Annotated in this window: 22 protein-coding genes; 3 read left to right on the top strand and 19 right to left on the bottom strand. The window is 46.5% G+C overall.

Annotation, left to right across the window (positions count from 1 at the left end; all coding sequences use genetic code 11):
• Positions 1-84 precede the first annotated feature (84 nt).
• Entirely contained in the window at positions 85-1,599 is a 1,515-nt protein-coding gene (gene spoVB / locus NLX67_RS09480; protein ID WP_046178698.1) for a stage V sporulation protein B, read from the top strand.
• A gap of 33 nt (positions 1,600-1,632) precedes the next feature.
• Here the strand turns inward: spoVB and yajC are convergent, their stop codons facing one another.
• The 14 genes from yajC to nadB all read right to left on the bottom strand — a co-directional run bounded on the left by yajC (position 1,633) and on the right by nadB (position 14,982).
• Positions 1,633-1,902 carry a preprotein translocase subunit YajC gene (gene yajC / locus NLX67_RS09475; RefSeq protein ID WP_046178697.1) on the bottom strand — a complete coding sequence of 90 codons (270 nt, stop codon included), beginning with the start codon at positions 1,900-1,902 and terminating at the stop codon, positions 1,633-1,635.
• Between the two features lie 36 nt (positions 1,903-1,938).
• Entirely contained in the window at positions 1,939-3,078 is a 1,140-nt protein-coding gene (gene tgt / locus NLX67_RS09470) for a tRNA guanosine(34) transglycosylase Tgt (RefSeq protein WP_046178696.1), read from the bottom strand.
• Positions 3,065-4,123, bottom strand: a complete 1,059-nt coding sequence (gene queA, locus NLX67_RS09465) for a tRNA preQ1(34) S-adenosylmethionine ribosyltransferase-isomerase QueA (RefSeq protein ID WP_046178695.1) — start codon at positions 4,121-4,123, stop codon at positions 3,065-3,067. The genes tgt and queA overlap by 14 nt, the downstream gene beginning before the upstream one ends.
• A gap of 16 nt (positions 4,124-4,139) precedes the next feature.
• Positions 4,140-4,346: a DUF2905 domain-containing protein gene (locus tag NLX67_RS09460; RefSeq protein ID WP_046178694.1), complete on the bottom strand. Its 207-nt coding sequence runs from the start codon at positions 4,344-4,346 to the stop codon at positions 4,140-4,142.
• On the bottom strand, positions 4,343-5,347 hold the full coding sequence (ruvB, locus tag NLX67_RS09455) for a Holliday junction branch migration DNA helicase RuvB (protein WP_254311540.1): 1,005 nt from the start codon (positions 5,345-5,347) through the stop codon (positions 4,343-4,345). The genes NLX67_RS09460 and ruvB overlap by 4 nt, the downstream gene beginning before the upstream one ends.
• Positions 5,348-5,362: 15 nt before the next feature.
• Positions 5,363-5,974 (bottom strand): Holliday junction branch migration protein RuvA, encoded by a 612-nt coding sequence (gene ruvA, locus NLX67_RS09450; protein WP_046178692.1) that lies wholly within the window; start codon positions 5,972-5,974, stop codon positions 5,363-5,365.
• A gap of 82 nt (positions 5,975-6,056) precedes the next feature.
• Positions 6,057-6,863 (bottom strand): uroporphyrinogen-III synthase, encoded by an 807-nt coding sequence (locus NLX67_RS09445; protein WP_254311538.1) that lies wholly within the window; start codon positions 6,861-6,863, stop codon positions 6,057-6,059.
• Positions 6,864-7,081: 218 nt separating this feature from the next.
• Positions 7,082-8,956 carry a PTS fructose transporter subunit IIABC gene (locus NLX67_RS09440; RefSeq protein ID WP_254311536.1) on the bottom strand — a complete coding sequence of 625 codons (1,875 nt, stop codon included), beginning with the start codon at positions 8,954-8,956 and terminating at the stop codon, positions 7,082-7,084.
• Between the two features lies 1 nt (position 8,957).
• Positions 8,958-9,884: a 1-phosphofructokinase gene (gene pfkB, locus NLX67_RS09435; RefSeq protein ID WP_254311534.1), complete on the bottom strand. Its 927-nt coding sequence runs from the start codon at positions 9,882-9,884 to the stop codon at positions 8,958-8,960.
• Positions 9,881-10,633, bottom strand: a complete 753-nt coding sequence (locus NLX67_RS09430; protein ID WP_046178947.1) for a DeoR/GlpR family DNA-binding transcription regulator — start codon at positions 10,631-10,633, stop codon at positions 9,881-9,883. The genes pfkB and NLX67_RS09430 overlap by 4 nt, the downstream gene beginning before the upstream one ends.
• Positions 10,634-10,870: 237 nt before the next feature.
• Positions 10,871-11,440: a LysM peptidoglycan-binding domain-containing protein gene (locus NLX67_RS22955; RefSeq protein ID WP_305882028.1), complete on the bottom strand. Its 570-nt coding sequence runs from the start codon at positions 11,438-11,440 to the stop codon at positions 10,871-10,873.
• A 63-nt stretch (positions 11,441-11,503) separates the two neighbouring features.
• Entirely contained in the window at positions 11,504-12,604 is a 1,101-nt protein-coding gene (gene nadA, locus NLX67_RS09420; protein ID WP_254311532.1) for a quinolinate synthase NadA, read from the bottom strand.
• Positions 12,591-13,451 (bottom strand): carboxylating nicotinate-nucleotide diphosphorylase, encoded by an 861-nt coding sequence (nadC, locus tag NLX67_RS09415; protein WP_254311530.1) that lies wholly within the window; start codon positions 13,449-13,451, stop codon positions 12,591-12,593. The genes nadA and nadC overlap by 14 nt, the downstream gene beginning before the upstream one ends.
• On the bottom strand, positions 13,405-14,982 hold the full coding sequence (gene nadB / locus NLX67_RS09410) for an L-aspartate oxidase (RefSeq protein WP_254311582.1): 1,578 nt from the start codon (positions 14,980-14,982) through the stop codon (positions 13,405-13,407). The genes nadC and nadB overlap by 47 nt, the downstream gene beginning before the upstream one ends.
• A gap of 106 nt (positions 14,983-15,088) precedes the next feature.
• On the opposite strand from nadB, the gene NLX67_RS09405 reads away from it, so the two are divergent.
• Complete coding sequence (locus NLX67_RS09405; protein WP_256519736.1) at positions 15,089-16,192, top strand: IscS subfamily cysteine desulfurase; 1,104 nt, start codon at positions 15,089-15,091, stop codon at positions 16,190-16,192.
• A gap of 22 nt (positions 16,193-16,214) precedes the next feature.
• Entirely contained in the window at positions 16,215-16,748 is a 534-nt protein-coding gene (locus tag NLX67_RS09400) for a transcription repressor NadR (protein WP_254311529.1), read from the top strand.
• 36 nt (positions 16,749-16,784) lie between these two features.
• On the opposite strand, the gene pheA is transcribed toward NLX67_RS09400, so the two are convergent.
• From pheA to rpmA, 5 genes are all read right to left on the bottom strand, one after another.
• On the bottom strand, positions 16,785-17,654 hold the full coding sequence (gene pheA / locus NLX67_RS09395; protein ID WP_046178684.1) for a prephenate dehydratase: 870 nt from the start codon (positions 17,652-17,654) through the stop codon (positions 16,785-16,787).
• A gap of 33 nt (positions 17,655-17,687) precedes the next feature.
• Positions 17,688-18,143 carry an ACT domain-containing protein gene (locus NLX67_RS09390; RefSeq protein ID WP_046178683.1) on the bottom strand — a complete coding sequence of 152 codons (456 nt, stop codon included), beginning with the start codon at positions 18,141-18,143 and terminating at the stop codon, positions 17,688-17,690.
• Between the two features lie 32 nt (positions 18,144-18,175).
• The gene (obgE, locus tag NLX67_RS09385; protein ID WP_046178682.1) at positions 18,176-19,465 is read right to left on the bottom strand and encodes a GTPase ObgE; all 1,290 of its coding nucleotides are present in this window, start codon (positions 19,463-19,465) and stop codon (positions 18,176-18,178) included.
• A gap of 14 nt (positions 19,466-19,479) precedes the next feature.
• Entirely contained in the window at positions 19,480-20,016 is a 537-nt protein-coding gene (locus NLX67_RS09380) for a Spo0B domain-containing protein (protein WP_254311528.1), read from the bottom strand.
• A 162-nt stretch (positions 20,017-20,178) separates the two neighbouring features.
• Positions 20,179-20,463 carry a 50S ribosomal protein L27 gene (gene rpmA, locus NLX67_RS09375; protein WP_046178681.1) on the bottom strand — a complete coding sequence of 95 codons (285 nt, stop codon included), beginning with the start codon at positions 20,461-20,463 and terminating at the stop codon, positions 20,179-20,181.
• Positions 20,464-20,472 lie beyond the last annotated feature (9 nt).

Raw genomic sequence — 20,472 nt, 5'->3', positions numbered from 1 at the left:
TGTCATGCTCGTCCATCTTTGTACATATATCTCATTATACAATATTTTCTTCACAATTACTTTTTCGGAAAAGGCGGTGGCAGATTGTCATCATTTATAAAAGGAACGATGTGGCTCGCGGGCGCCATTTTTCTTGTGAAAATTCTCGGCTTTGTGAACCGAATGGTCATTGCCCGATTAATCGGTGAAGAAGGGATCGGCTTGTATATGGCCGTTTTCCCGGCATTTATTTTGACCGTAACAGCTGTTCAGTTCGGTTTGCCGGTCGCCGTTACCCGAAGTGTTGCTGCAGCAAAAAATGATGCACAGCGGAAACATATTTTGTATACATCTCTTTTCATTACCTTTTCTTTAGCCGCCGTTTTAACACCCGTTTTTTGTCTGCTTGCCCCTTACTTGGCGGAAACCCTTTTTCATGACAAACGGGCTGTTTTATCGCTTTATGCAATTGCTCCTTCTGTGCCCATTATTGCGGTTTCTTCCATTATTCGTGGTTATTTTCACGGGAAAATGAATATGAAGCCTGCGGCACTTTCCCAGCTTATTGAACAGATTGTGAGAATCGGGCTGATCATCCTGACTGGACGAATGCTGTTGCCGCATGGAATTGAATATGCAGCGGCTGGTGCAATGGCGGCGGCTTCCGCTGGTGAACTCGTCTCGCTGCTTTACCTTCTTGCTGCGTTTCGTTTAGAATGGCGAAAAGTCCGCCAGTGGCCCGGCAGACGGACAAGCCGTTCTCTTTTTGGAGAAATGGCGGAAACGGCTCTTCCCGCTGTCGGCAGCCGGCTGATAGGTTCAGGCGCCTGGTTTCTTGAGCCTATTGTTGTCGTAAAAAGTTTGGCGATCGCAGGGCTTGCTTCGAACGAGGCTATGAAAGAATACGGCGTGTTAACCGGCTACGCACTGCCGCTTATGTTTTTGCCATCCTTTTTAACAATGGCACTCTCGTCGTCACTTGTCCCGGATATTAGTGAATCATTCAGCAAAAAAAAGTTCAGCAGCGTGGCCTGGCGCGTAAATGAATCGATCCGCTTTTGCTTGTTTTCAGGCGGCTTTGCGGTAGTGGTGCTGTTTTTATTTTCTGAGCCTTTAATGCTCGTCATGTATCATACGAAAAAAGGAGCCGATTTAATTCAGCTCATGGCACCGTTCTTTCTTTTATATTATTGCCAAGGACCGCTGCAGGCTGTTTTGCAGGCGCTGAATTTATCCCGCGCGGCTATGCTGAATAGTTTTTATGGGGCAGCGGTGAAGCTTTTCATTATTTTTCTTTTATCCAGCCAGTCATCATTCGGCATTCGCGGCACTGCCATTGCCATAGCAGCAAGCATCGTACTCGTCACTCTTCTTCATACAGCATCCATGCTTAAATCTGTTCCCTTTTCTCTTCAGTACGGCCTTTATGCAAAAATCGTTTTGCTGCTTGCTTTTACGTATTTAGGGGCACACGCTTTTTTGCCTTTTTTAACACAAAATACGTTTCTCTATTTAGGAGGAGGCATAATGGGCTGCTTGATCGTCTATTTGTTTGGCGCTGTAGTTCTCGGTATTTTTAAAAAGCAGGATATTACAATGGTTTTATTTTGGCGCACGTAAAAAAGCCCGGAAAAGAGCTCCGGGCTTTTTGTCTTACAGTGTACCTTTATCGACAACGTCACGTACCGCAGAGCGGTCAAACGTTAGACGTGTGCCATCGCCAACAATGATCGTGATGGTCGTTTCATCGGATGATTCAATCATGCCGTGAAGACCGCCGATCGTGACGATTTTATCACCTTTTTGCAAATTAGTTTGCATTTCCATCACCGTACGCTGACGCTTTCGCTGTGGACGAATCAACAGAAAATAAAAAAGCGCGAACATGACGATTAAAGGGAGAAATTGTGCTAAAGCTTCCATTCTTATTCTTCACTCCTTTCCAAAAACAGAACAACGTCAAAAGTTTTTTGCATCCGGACGGTTGAACCCGTATTGCTCAAAGAACTCCTCTCGGAAATCACCAAGCCGGTCCTCTCGGATCGCTTGACGTACGTTTTCCATTAAGTTTATCAGAAAATGAAGGTTATGGTAAGTCGTAAGTCGAATTCCGAACGTTTCATTGCAATGAAGCAAGTGGCGAATGTAGGCGCGTGAATAGTTTTTGCACGTATAGCAGTCACAGTTCGGGTCAAGCGGGCTAAAATCACGCGCATACTTCGCGTTCCTCACAACAAGTCTGCCTTCACTTGTCATTAATGTTCCGTTTCGGGCAATTCGTGTCGGCAGCACGCAGTCAAACATGTCAATTCCGCGCATCGCTCCATCAATTAAGGAATCCGGTGACCCGACGCCCATTAAGTAGCGAGGCTTATCTGCCGGCAAGTGCGGCGTCGTAAAGTCAAGTACACGGTTCATGACGTCTTTCGGCTCTCCAACTGACAAGCCGCCAATTGCGTAGCCGGGGAAGTCAAGCGAAACGAGATCCCGGGCGCTTTGTTTGCGAAGCTCTTCGTATTCGCCGCCTTGCACGATGCCAAACAGCCCCTGGTCGTTCGGGCGCTTATGCGCGGTCAAACAGCGCTCCGCCCAGCGTGACGTCCGTTCGACTGACTTTTTCATGTAATCATACTCCGCAGGATACGGCGGGCACTCGTCAAAGGCCATCATAATATCCGAGCCGAGCGCATTTTGAATATCCATCGCTTTTTCCGGCGATAAAAATAATTTGTCCCCGTTAATATGGTTTCGGAAATGAACGCCTTCTTCTTCAATTTTCCGGAATTCGCTTAGTGAAAACACTTGAAATCCGCCGGAATCGGTCAAAATGGCACCATCCCAGTTCATAAATTTGTGAAGACCGCCTGCTTCCTTGACAATATCATGACCAGGACGAAGCCAAAGATGGTATGTGTTGCTAAGCAAAATATTTGCACCCATCGCTTTAATATCTTCCGGTGCCATCGTTTTAACGGTTGCGAGCGTTCCAACCGGCATAAATACTGGTGTTTCAAAGCTGCCGTGCGGCGTATGGACACGGCCTAGACGAGCTCCTGTCTGTTTACACGCTTTAATGAATTCATATTTAATGGCTGTCATGCGTTTTGCCACCTTTCACATCGATAATAAGCATCGCGTCCCCAAAGCTGAAAAAGCGATACTGTTCCTTTACTGCTTCTGCATATGCCGTCATCACTTGATTTTGTCCGGCAAGCGCACTGATTAACATAATCAGTGTGGATTTTGGCAGATGAAAATTCGTAATCATGCCGTCGATCGCTTTGAATTCAAACCCCGGATAAATAAAAATATCTGTCCAGCCGCTTGATTCTTTTACTACTCCATAGTCACGCGCTGCAGTTTCAAGCGTCCGGACAGATGTTGTACCGACCGCAATGACACGTCCGCCCTGTTTTTTTGTTTCCCGAATCGCTTCTTCTGTTTGCGCGGAAATTGTATAGTATTCCGCATGCATGTCATGGTCTTCGATCGAATCAACGGATACCGGCCGAAACGTTCCAAGACCGACATGAAGCGTAATAAACTCGATCCGCACACCACGCTCTTTTAACTGGGCTAAAAGCTGCTTGGTAAAATGAAGCCCGGCTGTCGGTGCGGCAGCTGATCCGCGCTCTTTTGCGTATACAGTCTGATAGCGGTCTTTTTCGTCAAGCTGCTCTTTAATATAAGGGGGCAGCGGCATTTCACCAAGCTCATCAAGCACTTCATAAAAAATACCGTCATATTCAAACCGGAGCATGCGCCCGCCTTGTTCTTTTTCTCCCGTACAAACCGCTTTAAGCTTTCCATCCCCAAATGAAATAATACTGCCTTCTTTAATACGCTTCGCCGGCTTGACAAGTGTTTCCCATACATCCGTTTCATCTTGCTTTAAAAGCAAGACTTCGATGTTAGCGCCTGTTTCTTCTTTAATCCCATGCAAACGCGCAGGCAATACTTTCGTATCGTTTAAGATAAGCAAGTCGCCCGATTTTAAATAGTCTGCCACATTTTTGAATGTCTCATGAGCAAGTCGGCCAGTCTGTTTATCGAGCACCATCATGCGGCTTTCTGCCCGCTCTTTTAATGGCGTCTGGGCAATTAATTCTTCTGGCAGCTCAAAATCAAAATCTTCTACTTTCATCGATTACACCTCTAGTTTATCTCCATTTTCCGATTACATAAAAAATAAGCGACAGCACAATGCTTGCCACGATCGACGTCACAATCGGAAAATAAAATGTCGTGTTTTCTTTTTTTATCACAATATCGCCCGGCAGCCGGCCGAGTTTTGTAAATTGCAGCAATATGCCGAGCACAAACAAAACAACACCAGCCAGCATGAGTAGTTTGCCGATTCCCGTCATGAAGACGGCACCTCCATTTGAAAATGTCCGTATGCCGCCGGCAAGGCCATCCTTCCACGCGGGGTTCGCTGCAGAAAACCGATTTGCAATAAATACGGCTCGTATACATCCTCAATGGTTGTTGATTCTTCACCAATACTTGCCGCAAGTGTATCTAAGCCAACCGGACCGCCTTTAAACCGGCTTAAAATCGTCGTCAACAGTTTATGGTCAATGTGATCAAGGCCAAGGCGGTCCACTTGCAAAAGCTCAAGCGCTTCATTCGCTTTTTCGAGGGTAATGTGACCTTCACCGCGAACTTCTGCATAATCACGCACGCGCCTTAACAAACGATTGGCAATACGCGGGGTACCACGTGAGCGGCGTGCCAATTCTTCCGCACCATTCCCGTCAATCGCCGTACCGAATATATCCGCTGTTCGCAGGACGACTTCTTTCAGCTGATCCGATGTATAGTATTCCAAACGGGAATGAACACCAAAACGGTCACGAAGCGGCGCGGACAATGCACCGGCCCGGGTTGTCGCACCGATCAGTGTAAACGGCGGCAGATCAAGACGGACAGAGCGCGCTTCCGCTCCCTTGCCAATGACAATATCAAGACAAAAATCTTCCATCGCTGGATACAGCACTTCTTCAATGGAACGCGGCAGCCGGTGGATTTCGTCAATAAACAACACATCTCCCGGTGCCAGCCCAGTTAACACAGCGGCCAAATCACCGGGCCGCTCAATGGCAGGGCCTGATGTTGTCCGAAATCCCGCTCCCATTTCGTTCGCAATCACAGCCGCCATCGTCGTTTTTCCAAGTCCCGGAGGTCCGTACAGCAGCACATGGTCGAGTGTTTCTTCCCGCTTTAATGCTGCTTCAATAAAAATAGACAAATTCTGTTTTACTTGGTCTTGTCCAATATATTGATTTAATGTTTGCGGGCGGAGCGACTGTTCTTCAAATCGTTCTTCCGCTCCGGCGCCGCCTGATAGCACACGAGTCTCGTCCAATACAGTCCCTCCTTGTTATCCGAGCAGCAGCTGCAGCCCTTTTCGAATATATTCATCGGTTGACATCGTTTCTTCTTTCTCAAGACGCCCCGAGATGCGCTTGATCTCCCGTGCCGAGTAACCAAGCGCTTCAAGTGCAAGCAAGGCTTCATCAAGTGCCGCATTATCTGATGATGCCGGTTCCGTCGGTTCCTCAACGAATAAGCCTGTTAAAGAATCAGATGCGACATGATCGAGTTTTCCTTTTAAATCAAGAATCATTTGCCGAGCCGTTTTTTTGCCGATGCCTGGAAACTTGATTAAATAAGGTTCATCTTCGCGCTCAATCGCATTGACCACGTGTGAGGGCGTTCCGGATGCAAGCACAGCCAGCGCTCCTTTTGGCCCGATGCCGGATACGCTGATCAGCTTTTCAAACAATCTTTTTTCTTCTGCTGTTGCAAAGCCGAATAACAGATGCGCATCTTCACGTACATGCTGGTACAAATAAACTTTTTTTTGTTCCTGTTCATGTTTTGAAAAAGCAAATGGGTTCGGTGTCAGCACCCGGTAGCCGATGCCATTGTTTTCGATCACAATATATTCCGGTCCAATGAATGAGATAATCCCTTTTATATACTCGTACAAATTTTTGTCCCCTTTAAAAACGCTTCATTCATTGTATCATATCATAACGACACTAAAAAAGAAACATTTGTTCCCTGAATATTCAGTCTGCTTTGAAAAATTCGTCGACTGCAACAACCAATGCGCCCATCCGCTCGTGCTCGGGTGCAATAACACGGCTGACGCCGTATTCGTTTAACGTTCCACTCGTAACTTTACCCACAGAACCGGCCGCTGCTCTCACATTAAATGCTTCAGCCAGCTGTTCTGCAAGCCCTTTTTCTTTTGCTTCCTGAAACAAAACACGCACTTGTGGCGTAGCCGTAAACAATACCCCATCGATATCCCCATCAATTACTTCATTTACAAGTTTCGTGACAATCTCCGGCTGCGGGACGGTCGTTTTATACGGCAAAATGTACGTTATATCCGCTCCCTTATTCGTAAATCCCTGCTCCAGTGCCGGCACCGGTTCACCATGCAGCTGCAAGAAAACACGACGTTCATGTAAATCCACTTTTTCAAGTGCACTTAGCAGTCCGGCATTTGTGCCATCTTCATCTTCTACTTCCAGTGTTAAGCCGTGTTTTTTCAACTCCTGTACCGTTTTATAGCCACGTGTCGCAATACGGGATGCAGCAATCACTTTTTGAAACGGTTCCGTTAGGCCAAGTGCAGCTGCCGCTTCAAAAACAGCAGATGTGCCAATTCCGGTTGTAAAGACACTCCAGTCCGTTCCATTTGCTATGACTTCTTCAATCGACGCTTTCATGTCTTCCGGCGTGCATTTAATTGTTTCCTGAAGCGGGCGCTCAAATGCGATGCCGCCCTTTTTTTGCACCATCATGCTCATTTCCATCATTTTGCGTGATCCGGTAATCGCGATCCGTTTCCCTTGCAAGTTTCCCATTTAATCTCCCCGTCTCTCTTTTCTTTTAATACTATCTTTTTCACAATCTTTTTTCCATAGAAAAGCGCAAGGCGCCCGTTTATCGAAGGTAAATAAGACGAGCACTCGCGGAGGCGCTTTTTGCCTCCATAAGGGCTTGGTTTATGACCTCGAGCTGATGGCGCCTTGCGCTGGACAGAAAAAAAGACGGTTCAACATATGTTGAACCGCCCCGGCTGTTATGACTTGAGTGGTTTTTTCAATAAGGCAAGCAGTACAGCCGTAACTGCCGCTCCAATAAGAACTGCCAAAAGGTAAAGGAACGGATTTCCTTGTACAACAGGGAAAACGAAAATCCCACCATGTGGTGCTGGCAATTTCACACCGAAAATCATTGTTAGCGCACCTGCTACTGCTGAACCGGCAATTGCCGCCGGAATGACACGTGCAGGATCTTTTGCCGCAAATGGAATCGCGCCTTCTGTAATGAATGATGCACCCATAATGTAGTTTGTTTTTCCTGCGTCGCGTTCTTGTGCTGTAAAACGGTTTTTAAAGAATGTTGTTGCAAGCGCAATACCAAGCGGAGGCACCATACCGCCAGCCATAACAGCTGCATGGGGAGCAAAGTTGCCTGCGTCGATCATCGCAATACCGAAAGTAAACGCCGCTTTATTCACTGGACCGCCCATATCAACAGCCATCATACCGCCAAGGATAATACCCAGAAGAACAAGGTTGCTTGTACCCATACCGCCTAAAACATCAACCAGCCATTGATTTAATGCGCTGACCGGACCATTGACTACATAAATCATCGCCATACCCGTAATAAAAATACCAAGAAGCGGATACAATAAAACCGGTTTAATGCCCTCAAGCGCCTGCGGAAGACCAGCAAACAATTTTTTCAATCCGACAACGGCATAACCTGCAAGGAAACCGGCAATTAAGCCGCCAAGGAAACCGGAACCGCCACTTGCTGCCAGCATACCACCAACGAGTCCTGGAGCAAGACCAGGACGATCCGCAATACTCATCGCGATAAAACCGGCCAAAATCGGAATCATCAAGGCAAAAGCACTGCCGCCGCCGATATCCATTAACGCTTTCGCAAACGGGTTAAAAGATGGATCGTCTGGGTTTACCGCATTAATTCCAAAGAAAAACGAGATAGCGATTAAGATACCGCCGCCGACAACAAGCGGAAGCATGGCGGATACACCGCTCATTAAATGCTTGTAAAAAGCATTTCCGGCAGAACCACTGTCAGACGATGACGAGGAAGAACCGCCGCTTCCTTGGAATACAGGCGCGTCTTGTTTCACTGCGCGGTCAAGCAGTCCATCCGGGTTGCGGATGCCTTGTGCGACCGGCACCTGGATAACATGCTTGCCTTTAAAGCGTTCCATTTCAACCTGCTTGTCCGCTGCAACGATAATCGCTGTGGCATTTGCAATTTCGTCTGCTGTCAGCGCGTTTTTCACGCCGCTTGAGCCGTTTGTTTCCACTTTAAAATTAATGCCTCTTTCTTTTGCTTTCGCTTTTAGCGAGTCTGCCGCCATGTACGTATGGGCGATTCCTGTCGGGCAGGCCGTTACAGCCAGTACCGTTGGAGCGCCTGCTTGAACAGGAGCAGCTGTTTCTTCTTTCACTGCTGCATTTTCACGTAGTTTAAATGCTTGAATAACTTCGTTTTCATCCCGCGCATTTAACAGCTCATCACGGAAGCCAGAATCCATTAAAAAGCCGGATAAGCTAGAAAGAGCTTCTAAGTGGGCTTCATTTGCGCCATCGGGAGCAGCAATCATGAAAAATAGATTAGAAGGCTGACCGTCAAGTGAATCGTAGTCAATTCCATTTTTCACGCGGCCAAATGCCACAGCTGGTGTTTTCACCGCCGCTGTTTTTGCGTGCGGAATCGCAATCCCTTCACCGACACCTGTTGTACTTTGTGCTTCACGCGCTAAAATCGCTTCTTTATAAGCGGAACGATCATTTAAACGCCCCGCCTGATCTAATTTGGCTACTAACTCATCAATGACAGATGCCTTATCCGTTGCGGACAAATCCATAATGATCGTATCTTTTTTCAACAAGTCTGTAATCCTCATTTTATTTTCCCTCCTGTTCTGCTTTCACAATGCTCACGCGGCTGTATACATCTTCCACTTCAGCTTTTGTACATAAATCATCAGAAAAAGCGGTGGCGCTTCCTGCAGCAACCGCCCAGTGGAAGGCTTCATGCGGCTTTAAGCCAGCATCAATTTTCGCCATAAAAGCGGCAACCATCGAATCGCCCGAACCGACTGTATTTTTCACAGTGCCTTTCGGTGATTCAGCATAATAGGCTCCCTCTTTATTCACAAATACCGCACCGTCGCCGCCCATTGAAACGATAACATTTTCAATACCGCCATCTACTAATTTTTTTGCAATGAGAGCCGCTTCTTCTTTTGTGTTTATTTCTGTATCAAATAGTTCACTAAGCTCATGATGATTCGGCTTAATAAAAAACGGATTGTATGGGAGAAGTCCTTTTAATGCCGCGCCGCTTGTATCAACAACGACCCGCGCTCCTTTGTTTCTCGCTGCGTCAATCAATGTTCCTGCATAATCTGCCGGAAGTGATGATGGAACACTGCCTCCAATATGAAGCCAGTCCCGCTCTGTTAATTCACTTGTAAGCTGTACGAGCCGGTTCGCATCTTCTTCTGAAATAGCCGGTGCCGGACCATTAATTTCCGTTTCCGTGTTCGATTTTAACTTTACGTTAATTCTCGTCACACCCTGTATGGATGCGAAGCGATGGAAAACACCTTCCCGGTCCAGTTCATTTTTAATAAACTCTCCTGTAAATCCGCCTGCAAAACCGATCGCACACGTATCACTTCCAAGGCGCTTTAGAACACGTGAAACATTAATCCCTTTTCCACCCGCATACATATCCGCGCTTTCCGATCGATTTAAGCCGCCCGCTTGAAAATCCTCAACCCGAACGACATAGTCAACGGCCGGATTTAATGTGCATGTGTAAATCATGATAATGCCTCCTTGATATCTGTTGCCTGTTCAAATATCTTTCTTGTTTTTTCTGGAATTTTACCCGTTATAATAACAGCTTCTTTTAAATCTGCTATATGGGTAAACGTACTTTCCTGAAACTTTGATGCATCCGCTAAAACATATGGCTGCTGTGCGCGTTTTAAAGCCTCTCTCTTTACAGCGGCTTCTTCCGGATCGGGTGTTGTGTAGCCCGCTTTTAAATGAATGCCGTTTACGCCAAGAAATGCTTTATCGAACCAGTATTGCTGAAGACCATGGACAGCTCCCGTCCCTGTAAAGGCTTGTGTCGACTGTTTCAGCATACCTCCTGTACCATACGCTTGAATGCCTTTTTCCACTAAAAGACGTAAATGATCAAAGCCGTTTGTGACCGCGATAATATTTTTTGCTTGAATGTAAGGGATGAGAGCAAGAGTTGTTGTGCCTGCATCAATAAATATACAATCATCGTTTTCGATCAAGGATGCAGCCAGCCGACCCGCCGCTCGTTTTTCTTCTGAAAATCGCGAGCTTTTTTCATTCATTGTAGGTTCAATACGTTTTCTGGATACCTTTGCCGCACCACCGTGAACACGCCTTAAAAGGCCAGCGTCTTCTAAATCTGTTAAGTCGCGCCGAATAGTCGATTCAGACGCTCCAGTCGCATCTGTTAATTTTTGAATCTTCACTATTTCTTTTTCTTTTAAAAAGTTCAAAATTGTAAAGTGGCGTTCTTCAGTCAACACTGGCTGCATCCCTCCCTCATTCTTTTGTTACTTTCATTATACAAACGCTTTCATAGAAAAGCAATCATTTTCAATCATTATTTATCAAAAACATTCAAAGGCTGATTATTTGTAACTATTCCATCATAAATCAAATCATATTTGCGATTACCATTCTTTTAAAAACATAAGAATACGCCTGTTATTCACACACAAAAAAGACGTGCAAGGCACGTCTCACGTCTTATTTCTTTTTAATTAACGATGACAATATGGGCACCGCGGCATCATATTAGGAAATTCAGCTTCTCCCTGCCCTCCCGCTTCCGGCATCATGTGTGGCATATGCGGCGTGTGTTGCATATGTGGCATCATATTAGGAAATTCAGCTTCTTCCTGTCCTTCCGCTTCCGGCATCATATGTGGCATATAGGGCATTGGAAAAGGGACCGGGAAAAAATAACACGGCATTGGTGGGCAATGCATCATCATGTCTTGTTCCATCTGCTGTGGAGCCGGAATCTGCTGTGGAGCCGGAACAGGTTCTGTCATCCAATTTTCCGGCATCGTGAATTCCTGTTCCTCTACTTCTTCCAGTTCTTTTACTTCTTCCATCTTCGGCGGGCTTGCGAATGGCTTGTTATTCGCATATGGATGGTCTTTCTCAATCGGCATCGTCGTATCCGGCAGTTTAATTTTCATGCCTGGGACGATCATCTCCGGATTGGCCAAATGAGCATTCAGTTTCTTAACTTCCTCTAACGACACTTGATGTTTTTCAGCAATCGACCAAAGCGTATCACCGCGCTGCACAATATGGATCTTCATTGTGTCCCTCCTCAATGATCATTCCCCATATTGTATGCGCCTAGTGTGCCTGTGTGCGAAAAACTAGGTAGCTCGTGCCAGCATTCGGTCAAGTGACAGCTTTGCTTCTGCCGCAGTACCTTCGTCGACGTGAATGATATTGCCCGACTCGCCTTCCCTGATCGCTTCAAGCGACCAAAGCAAGTGAGGCAGATCAATCCGATTCATCGTCAAGCATGGGCACATATTTGGATTGAGCGATATGATATCTTTATCCGGGTGCTGCTGAATAATGCGCTTAACGAGATTCATTTCCGTCCCAATTGCCCAGGAAGTGCCTGACTCTGCTTTTTCAATTGTATCGATTATATATTTTGTTGATCCATTGTCATTGGAAAGTGCGACGACTTCCCGCCGGCATTCAGGATGAACAATGATCTTCATATCTGGTCTTGTGCGGCGCAGTTCTTCAATATTTGCTGTGGTGAAATTTTCATGAACTGAGCAGTGCCCTTTCCATAAAATAACCTGGACGTCATCGAGGTTCCCCCCAAACTCGAGCGTGTCGATAATCGGATTCCAAACGGCCATATGTTCAAGCGGCACCCCAATGTCATACGCTGTATTGCGCCCGAGATGCTGATCAGGCAAAAATAAGATACGGGGCTTTTCCGTAAACGCCCATTCAACCATTGACCGGGCATTTGATGACGTGACACATGAACCGCCATTTCGCCCGGTAAACGCTTTAATGGCTGCTGTTGAATTCACGTACGTGAGCGGAATGATTGTATCACCAAACAGTTCCTGCAGCGCTGTCCATGCACGTTCTGTCTGATAAATATCTGCCATATCCGCCATTGAACAGCCCGCACGCATATCGGGTAAATAAACAGTCTGATTATCACTTGTTAAAATATCCGCTGTTTCTGCCATAAAATGAACCCCACAAAAAACGATGTGCTCTGCCTGCCGGTTCGCAGCTGAAACTTGCGCCAGCTGAAGAGAATCGCCGACCGCATCAGCGAATTGAATGACTTCATCCTTTTGGTAATGGTGTCCAGGAATAAAAAGAGCAGTGCCAAGCTCCTTTTTAATCTCACGAACCCGCTCTTCCATTTCTGTGCGCTCCATTTGCCGGTATTGATCTGGCAGCATTCCTTTTGTCAATTCAGTTAATGCCATGTAAAACCGCTCCTTTCATTTCTACTCTTGCACTAATATCAAGCACTTTGACTGAATGTGTTAACGCGCCGAGCGAAATCCACCCAATCCCTGTTAACGCATAGTCGCGAATATTTTGGAGCGTAATTCCGCCTGATGCTTCTGTTGCAATATGAGCCGGCACAAGCGGCAGCCACGCTGTAATGTCAGCCGGTGTACAATTATCAAACATAATAATGTCTGCCCCCGATTCAACTGCTTCTTGGAGCTGTTCTTTCGTTTCAATTTCCACTTCGATTTTCATTGTATGGCCGCAAGCGTTCCGTGCTTTTCCCACCGCCTGTTTAATTCCTCCGGCGAACGCAATATGATTGTCTTTCAGCATCACTGCATCGTATAAGCCAGTGCGGTGATTATAGGCACCACCTGTTCGGACCGCATACTTTTCAAGCATCCGAAGACCGGGCACGGTTTTTCTCGTATCGCATATTTTCGCTTCTGTTCCTCCCGTTTCTTTCACAGCGGCCGCAGCTGCTGTCGCAATGCCACTCATGCGCTGAACTAAATTTAAAATAACCCGTTCCCCAGCCAAAAGCGACCGGTACGACCCATCTATTTTGGCTAGACATTCTCCTTCTTCCACCCTTTCGCCATCTGCTTTCAGCACATGAACAGAGACATGTTCATCAATGAGCCGAAACCCTCTTTCGATGATCATTTTCCCGCAAAAAATGCCGGCTTCTTTTGCAAAAAATGAAAAACTTCCCGTTTCCTTTTCCGAAAAAATACTTTCCCCTGATACGTCTCTATCTCCAATATCTTCAATAAAAAAGGCTTTCAGCGCTTCGTCCAGCTTGATTCCATTCATGTTCTCCGCTCCTTTTATTCAATTGTCCGTTTTCAAATACGATCCATGTTTTCTCCCATTGAACCTGTTTTAATGGATGATCCGCCCGAATATGGGCACCTCGTGATTCCGTTCTGACAAGAGCAGAAATGGCAATCAAATAAGCTGTCGTATGCATAAACAAGCTTTCTATTTTCTCAGCCGGCCAGTGGCTGATGTCTCCTTTTGCCTGTGCTGCCTCCCGCAAACAGTTTGCAAGCGCTTGTAGTTTTTCGCTTGTTCGAATAATACCGCCTGACTCCATCATCATCGACTGCAGCTCTTTTTTCTCAAAGAGCGGTGGAATAGCAGCAGCCGCTGACGGAACTGGCTGCCCAGCTTTTTCTCTTGCTTCTTCGCTCTCGATCATCGCTTTTGCAAAACGTTTTCCAAAAGCAATGCCTTCCAGCAGTGAATTGCTTGCCAGCCGGTTCGCTCCATGAACGCCCGTACAGGCTGTTTCACCAATCGCATACAATCCTTTCATCGATGTGCGTCCAGATGTATCCGCTTTTACTCCGCCCATTAAAAAATGACTGCCAGGCGCGACAGGAATAAGACCTTTTTTTATATCAATGCCATGCTCAAAGCAGATAGCTGAAATCGTTGGAAAGACTTGTTCAAATTCCTTAATCATGGATATATCAAGATAAACCTCACGGCCGCTTTTTCGAGCCTTATATATTTCAAAAGCCGTTACATGACGGGGGGCCAAATCGCCAAGCGGATGAACCCCTTGCATAATTTTCCCGCCTTCTCCATCTGTCAATACCGCGCCGGCCCCCCTCACCGCTTCAGAGATCAACCCTTTTGTTTCCCCGTTCACATAAAGAAGAGTCGGGTGGAATTGAACAAATTCCATGTCCGTAATAGCGGCGCCGGCACGATAAGCAAGGGCAATTCCGTCCCCTGTAATTGTCTCCTGATTTGAGGTGAACGAATAAAGTGCGCCCGCTCCGCCCGTCGCTAAAATAACATGATCGGCTTTATATTGATGAACTTTTCCATTCCTTGATTTTGTTTTAACACCTGTACACACTCCACTTTGAACAATCAGCTCAAAAACCAATTCATGTTCACGGATGTCTACTTGACTTGGAAGATGCGATATAAAATGCTCAATCGCCCACTTTCCAGTGGCATCACCGCCCGCATGCACAATCCGCCGGCTGCTGTGCGCACCTTCGAGTCCTAATGACAATGTGCCATTTTCCTGCCGATCCGCTAAAAATCCTTCTTCCAGTAGTTCATTCATACCTGCTGCACCTTCAATAACAAGCTGTTTTACCGCTGTCGGATCATGATGAAATTCTCCGGCAGCAAGAGTGTCTTTTATATGAGATTCATACGTATCCAGTGGAGATAAAACAGCTGCGACGCCGCCCTGTGCAAAATAAGAATTGCTTTGCCGCATCACCGTCTTTGTGATGACTATCACATTCATATGCGCTGCTAAATGCCTCGCCGCTTGTAATGCCGCGATTCCTGATCCAATGATGATAGCACTTGGCATTTTTTTCACCACTCATCCCCACTTTACAGTTGTCTTGACACCTATCTTTACATAAAATAAAAAGAAAGACAAGAATAAATTTAAGATAAAGAGAGCAGGGATAATATTGTATTTTGACTATGCTGCTACTTCTCCTATGAAAAAAGAAGCGCTTGACATTTATATAGAAGCGGTCCGTCATTTTTCGGGAAATACATCGAGCCCTCACGATGAAGGTACACGGGCTTCGCTCTTGCTGGAGCAGTGTCGGACAGAAATTGCGAGTCGGGCCGGTGTTTTAAAGGATGGCATCTATTTTACCGGCAGCGGAACGGAAGGAAACATTTTGGCTCTTTTGTCGTTAGCACGAAACAAACCAAAAAAACATATTATTACCGGAATGGCTGAACACACTTCTGTTCACTCGGCGATGACCGTTCTTCAAACGGAAGGGTTTAACATAACAAAGATGCCGCTGAATGAGAATGGAATCGTGACAGCGGAATCGATCATAGCGGCCATCCGGCCTGATACCGTCCTTGTCTCCATTCAGCATATTAATCCTGAAATCGGGACAATCCAGCCCATTGCGCAAATAGCTGCCGAAGCAAAAAAAAGAGGCATTCTTTTTCATACCGACTGTGTTCAGTCATTCGGTAAAGTTTCGCTCGATTCTATCAATGCGGATGCCATGACCTTTTCCGCCCACAAAATTGGCGGTCCAAAAGGGTGCGGTGCAATGTATCTTTCACCTTTTATTGCAGCCAAACCGGTTTTTCCAGGATTGACACATGAGAAAGGCATCCGGGGAGGAACAGTTGATACACCGGCGATCGCCGCATTTGCGGAAGCGGCAAAAAAGGCTGCTTCATTGGAGAAACTTTGGACTTTGAGGCATTTGTTAAAAGAACAACTGGAAGGATCTTCAGTGAAGTGGATCGAAGGGAATGATTCGAATCAATATCCTGGGGTAATCGGAATGTGTATTCCTGGAATAGAAGGACAGCTTGTCATGCTCGCCTTAAATGCACAAAAGATGTACATTTCAACTGGGAGTGCCTGTGATGCATCTTCAGCATCCGGTATGAAAGCTGCCCTGGCGATGGGCATGACGATGGAAGAGGCACGACAGTTTTTCCGCGTTTCATTCGGACCCGAAACGACAGAAGACGAAGTCAAAAAGCTTGGAAGGGCACTTTTGCATGCTGCCGAGCAAGGGGGTATGCTATGATAGCCGGTGGAGGGATTGCATCATGATAGATAAAAAGAAATTAATCGGCGAAGAACGGCGTAAGCAGATTTTTCACTGGCTTCAATCTGAGGAAATGCCGCTGACTGGAAATGAGCTGGCTGAACGGGCCCATGTCAGCCGTCAGGTTATTGTGGGAGACATTACATTGCTGAAAGCGCGTGGTGTTCCGATTATGGCTACGAGTCAAGGCTATGTTTATATGAATGTTCAAGATAGTGGCCATGTGGAAAGGATTGTGGCCTGCTCGCACCCGCCAGATCAAACGAAAGAGGAACTGCTGCTTCTCGTCGATCTTGGCGTTCTTGTAAAAGATGTGAGAATTGAACACCCGGTATATGGTGATTTGACTGCATCGATTATGGTTTCAAACCGAAAAGAAGCCCTTCAATTTTTGGAGAAAATCAACGAAACAAATGCTGCTTACTTATCCGAATTGACAGAAGGCGTTCATTTGCACACGCTGTCTGCTAAAGAATCAACCACACTCGATGAAGCAGAACAAGCACTTCGCCATGCCGGCTTTTTGCTTGAATAACGAAAAGAAGCTCCCCGATGGGGCGCTTCTTTATTTTTAGGCTTTTTCTGCTGCCTGCCCGACTTCATACCCATAATAGCTGCCGAGCACCTGCACGTTACAGCCGAGCGCTTCCATTTCAGCAAAGGCACCCGGCACTAAAATATCGTCGATGCGCTGCCCAACATCGATAATGAAAAAATAATTGCCAAGACCAGTTTTTAATGGGCGCGATTCAATTTTCGCAAGGTTCAGATTTCGCCAGGCAAATGTAGCTAACACTTGATGCAGTGTTCCTGGACGGTCGGTAGGAAGCGTCACGACAATCGTCGTTTTGCCGCCCGTTTGCGGAAGCGGAAACGCCAGCTCTTCATGCGTTTTAGACAAAACGAGAAAGCGTGTATGATTAAAGGTATAATCATGAATATCTGCTTTTGCCATAAATAAGCCGTACTCCTCTGCCGACAGCGAATTGGCAATCGCTGCAATGCATTCTTCCGGATGCTCACTCACATATTTGGCTGCCGCCGCAGTGGATGTCATCTGTTGCGATGGAACGCTGTAAAAATGACGGTGCAAAAATTTGTGGCACTGCGCAATCGCGTGCGGATGCGATAAAATACGGGCTGCGTCTTTCCATTTGTGTGCATTGTCCGGATGGATGAGCAAGTGCTGCTGAATAGGTGCGGTTAATTCACCAACAATGGTTAAATTCGCTTCGTGAAATAAATGATCAATGGTCATATTGACCGTTCCTTCCAGCGCATTTTCAATTGGTACAACCGCAAGATCCGCTTTTCCTTCGAGCACATAATCCATGCATTCCGGAATGGTCACACACGGAATCCGCTGATCATTCGGGAATGCATCCGACACCGCAATATCGGTAAATGTCGCCGCAGGGCCTAAAAAAGCAATTTTCCTCAAAACCGTTCACTCCTGTTCTCTCATTCAAACGGATTACGCGCCCGAACCGAGCACTTCCACCGTATCGACAAATTCTAGTTTTTTTAGCCGGGACAAAAGCTCGTCCAACCCGGTTTTCATGCCGGTGACATTGAGCGAAAGCGTCACATTGGCGCGGCCCTGCAGCGGAATAGTCTGATGAATCGTCAGAATATTCCCACCACAGGCCGCCACAACAGCAAGCAGTTCAGACAGGGTTCCCGACCGGTCTTCCAGATGAAAAAACAATGTAATGATCCGCTCTTTGACAACCGTGTGGAACGGAAAAACCGTGTCGCGGTATTTGTAAAAAGCACTGCGGCTTAAATCCACTTTTTGTACCGCTTCCCAGACAGAATCGGCTTTTTTCCGTTCAATCAATTCTTTTGCATCAAGCGTTTTTTTCATCGCTTCCGGAAGCACATCTTCACGGACGAGATAAAATTTTTCATTTTGCTCTTTCTTCCCCATGTCGTTCCCCCTCAAAACCGCCGCACCAGCTTTTATTCGACAAATTCAAATTCATAATCGAGCAGGCGAACGATATCGCCGTTTTCAGCGCCGCGTGCGCGCAGCGCTTCATCCACACCCATTGTACGCAGCTGCCGTGCAAAGCGTTGAACAGATGGTTCCCGTGAGAAGTCCGTCATTTTAAACAGCTTTTCAATCTTGCTTCCTGTTAGTTCAAACACGCCGTCCGAACCACGCGTGATCACAAATTCAGCCGCTTGTTTTTCATGTCGGTACATAACACGGTTAACAGACAAATCTTCTTCTTCATGGTCAAGCGGGAATTCCGGCGTTTCTTCGATTTTGTCAGCAATCGCAAACAATAAATCACGCAGGCCGCTTTGTGTTAACGCAGAAATCGGAAAAATAACCGCATCGGCGCCCACTTTTTCTTTGAACGCGTTTAAATGTTCTTCCGCTTCCGGCATGTCCATTTTATTCGCGACGATAATTTCCGGACGCTCTGTCAGCCGGAGATTATACTCTTTCAGTTCATTGTTAATCGTAACGTAATCCTCATATGGATCGCGCCCTTCCATCCCAGACATATCAAGCACATGAACAATAACGCGTGTACGCTCGATGTGACGCAAAAATTGGTGTCCAAGTCCTGTTCCTTCATGCGCACCTTCAATCAACCCCGGCAGGTCAGCCATGACAAAGCTACGGCCATCTTCTGTTTCCACCATGCCAAGATTCGGCACAAGTGTCGTAAAATGATATGCAGCAATTTTAGGCTTAGCCGCTGTAATAACAGAGAGAAGTGTCGACTTTCCGACGCTTGGGAAACCGACAAGACCAACATCCGCTAATAGCTTTAATTCCAATGTTATATTGCGCTCCATGCCCGGTTCCCCATTTTCAGAGATTTCCGGCGCTGGATTAGCAGGTGTCGCAAATCGGCTGTTTCCACGGCCGCCGCGGCCGCCGCGTGCAATAATCGCCTGCTGCCCATGCTCGACAAGATCCCCAATCACTTCGCCTGTTTCGTCATCTGTCACAATAGTACCCGGAGGCACTTTAACGATCATGTCTTTTGAATTGCGTCCGTGCATGCTTTTGCTCATGCCATGCTCGCCGCGCGGTGCTTTAAAATGACGCTGGTAACGAAAATCCATTAGAGTGCGAAGCCCTTCTTCCACTTCAAACACAACATTTGCGCCATTTCCACCATCGCCGCCCGCAGGACCGCCGTTCGGCACATACTTTTCACGGCGAAACGCAACCATGCCATTTCCGCCGTCGCCGCCTTTAACATATATCTTAGCTTGATCTACAAACATATTGTCTGTTCCTCCTAAAATGTCACTTCCATTAGTATATCCTGACAACCCGTTTCCAACACAGCACATTTCAGCTGTAGTTCTTTCGGGATTTCATTTATTTTGTCTAGCAGCAACGGGCGGTTTGCCACGTCTCCCATCCATTCCATTCGTACAAAAAGACATTCTTCTTTTTCTGAAAAGTGCACAAATAATTCATGTCCATTGTAGTCCTTTATATGTTGCTCCAGCAACGCAAACAATCGGCTAAAAAAGCTGAGCGCTTTTTGGTCATCCGCCGACCCTGTTTTAATGCCATCATCAAGCTCATACTCAAGCCGAAATAGATGCTGCGACCAATTGAACGTCATAAACAGCTCCGCCATCCCCGGCATGCCAAGATTGCACAACCTTGATTCCTGCACGGCCTTCACAATAATATGATCTGCTGCCCTGGCTGCTTCATCAAGATTATTCAAGGCGAGATACCCTTTCACGATCTGTATGTCGTTCATCCAGTCATGACGCGCATGACGGAGCGTTTTTACTACAGTCCATTCTTCCTTTTCCACCTAGCTGATCACACCTCCTACTCATTCCCGAACGTTACATTCCTTCTTGTTAGTATAGCAGAAAAATACAGCATTTGAACGGGAAAGATAATCGGCTGTACACAAAAAAATAGAGGCGCTCCGAAAGGTTGACTTTCAGAACGCCTCCATTCGCCTATCTGCTTATTGAGCAGCAGGATAAACACTTACTTTTTTACGATCGCGTCCAACGCGTTCGAAACGTACGATACCATCTGTTTTCGCAAACAATGTATCATCGCCACCACGGCCTACATTTTCACCTGGGTGAATTTTTGTTCCGCGTTGACGGTAAAGGATAGATCCACCTGTTACGAACTGGCCGTCTGCACGCTTAGCGCCAAGACGTTTCGACTCAGAGTCACGTCCATTCCGTGTAGAACCTACACCTTTTTTGGATGCGAAAAATTGAAGATTCAATTTCAACATGTGTTTTCA

The organism is Domibacillus sp. A3M-37 (assembly GCF_024213455.1).
In the GTDB taxonomy this organism is placed as follows: Bacteria; Bacillota; Bacilli; order Bacillales; family Domibacillaceae; genus Domibacillus; species Domibacillus tundrae.
Note: the sequence above shows the minus strand (reverse complement) of the source record. Positions and strands in the feature narration are given on the sequence as shown.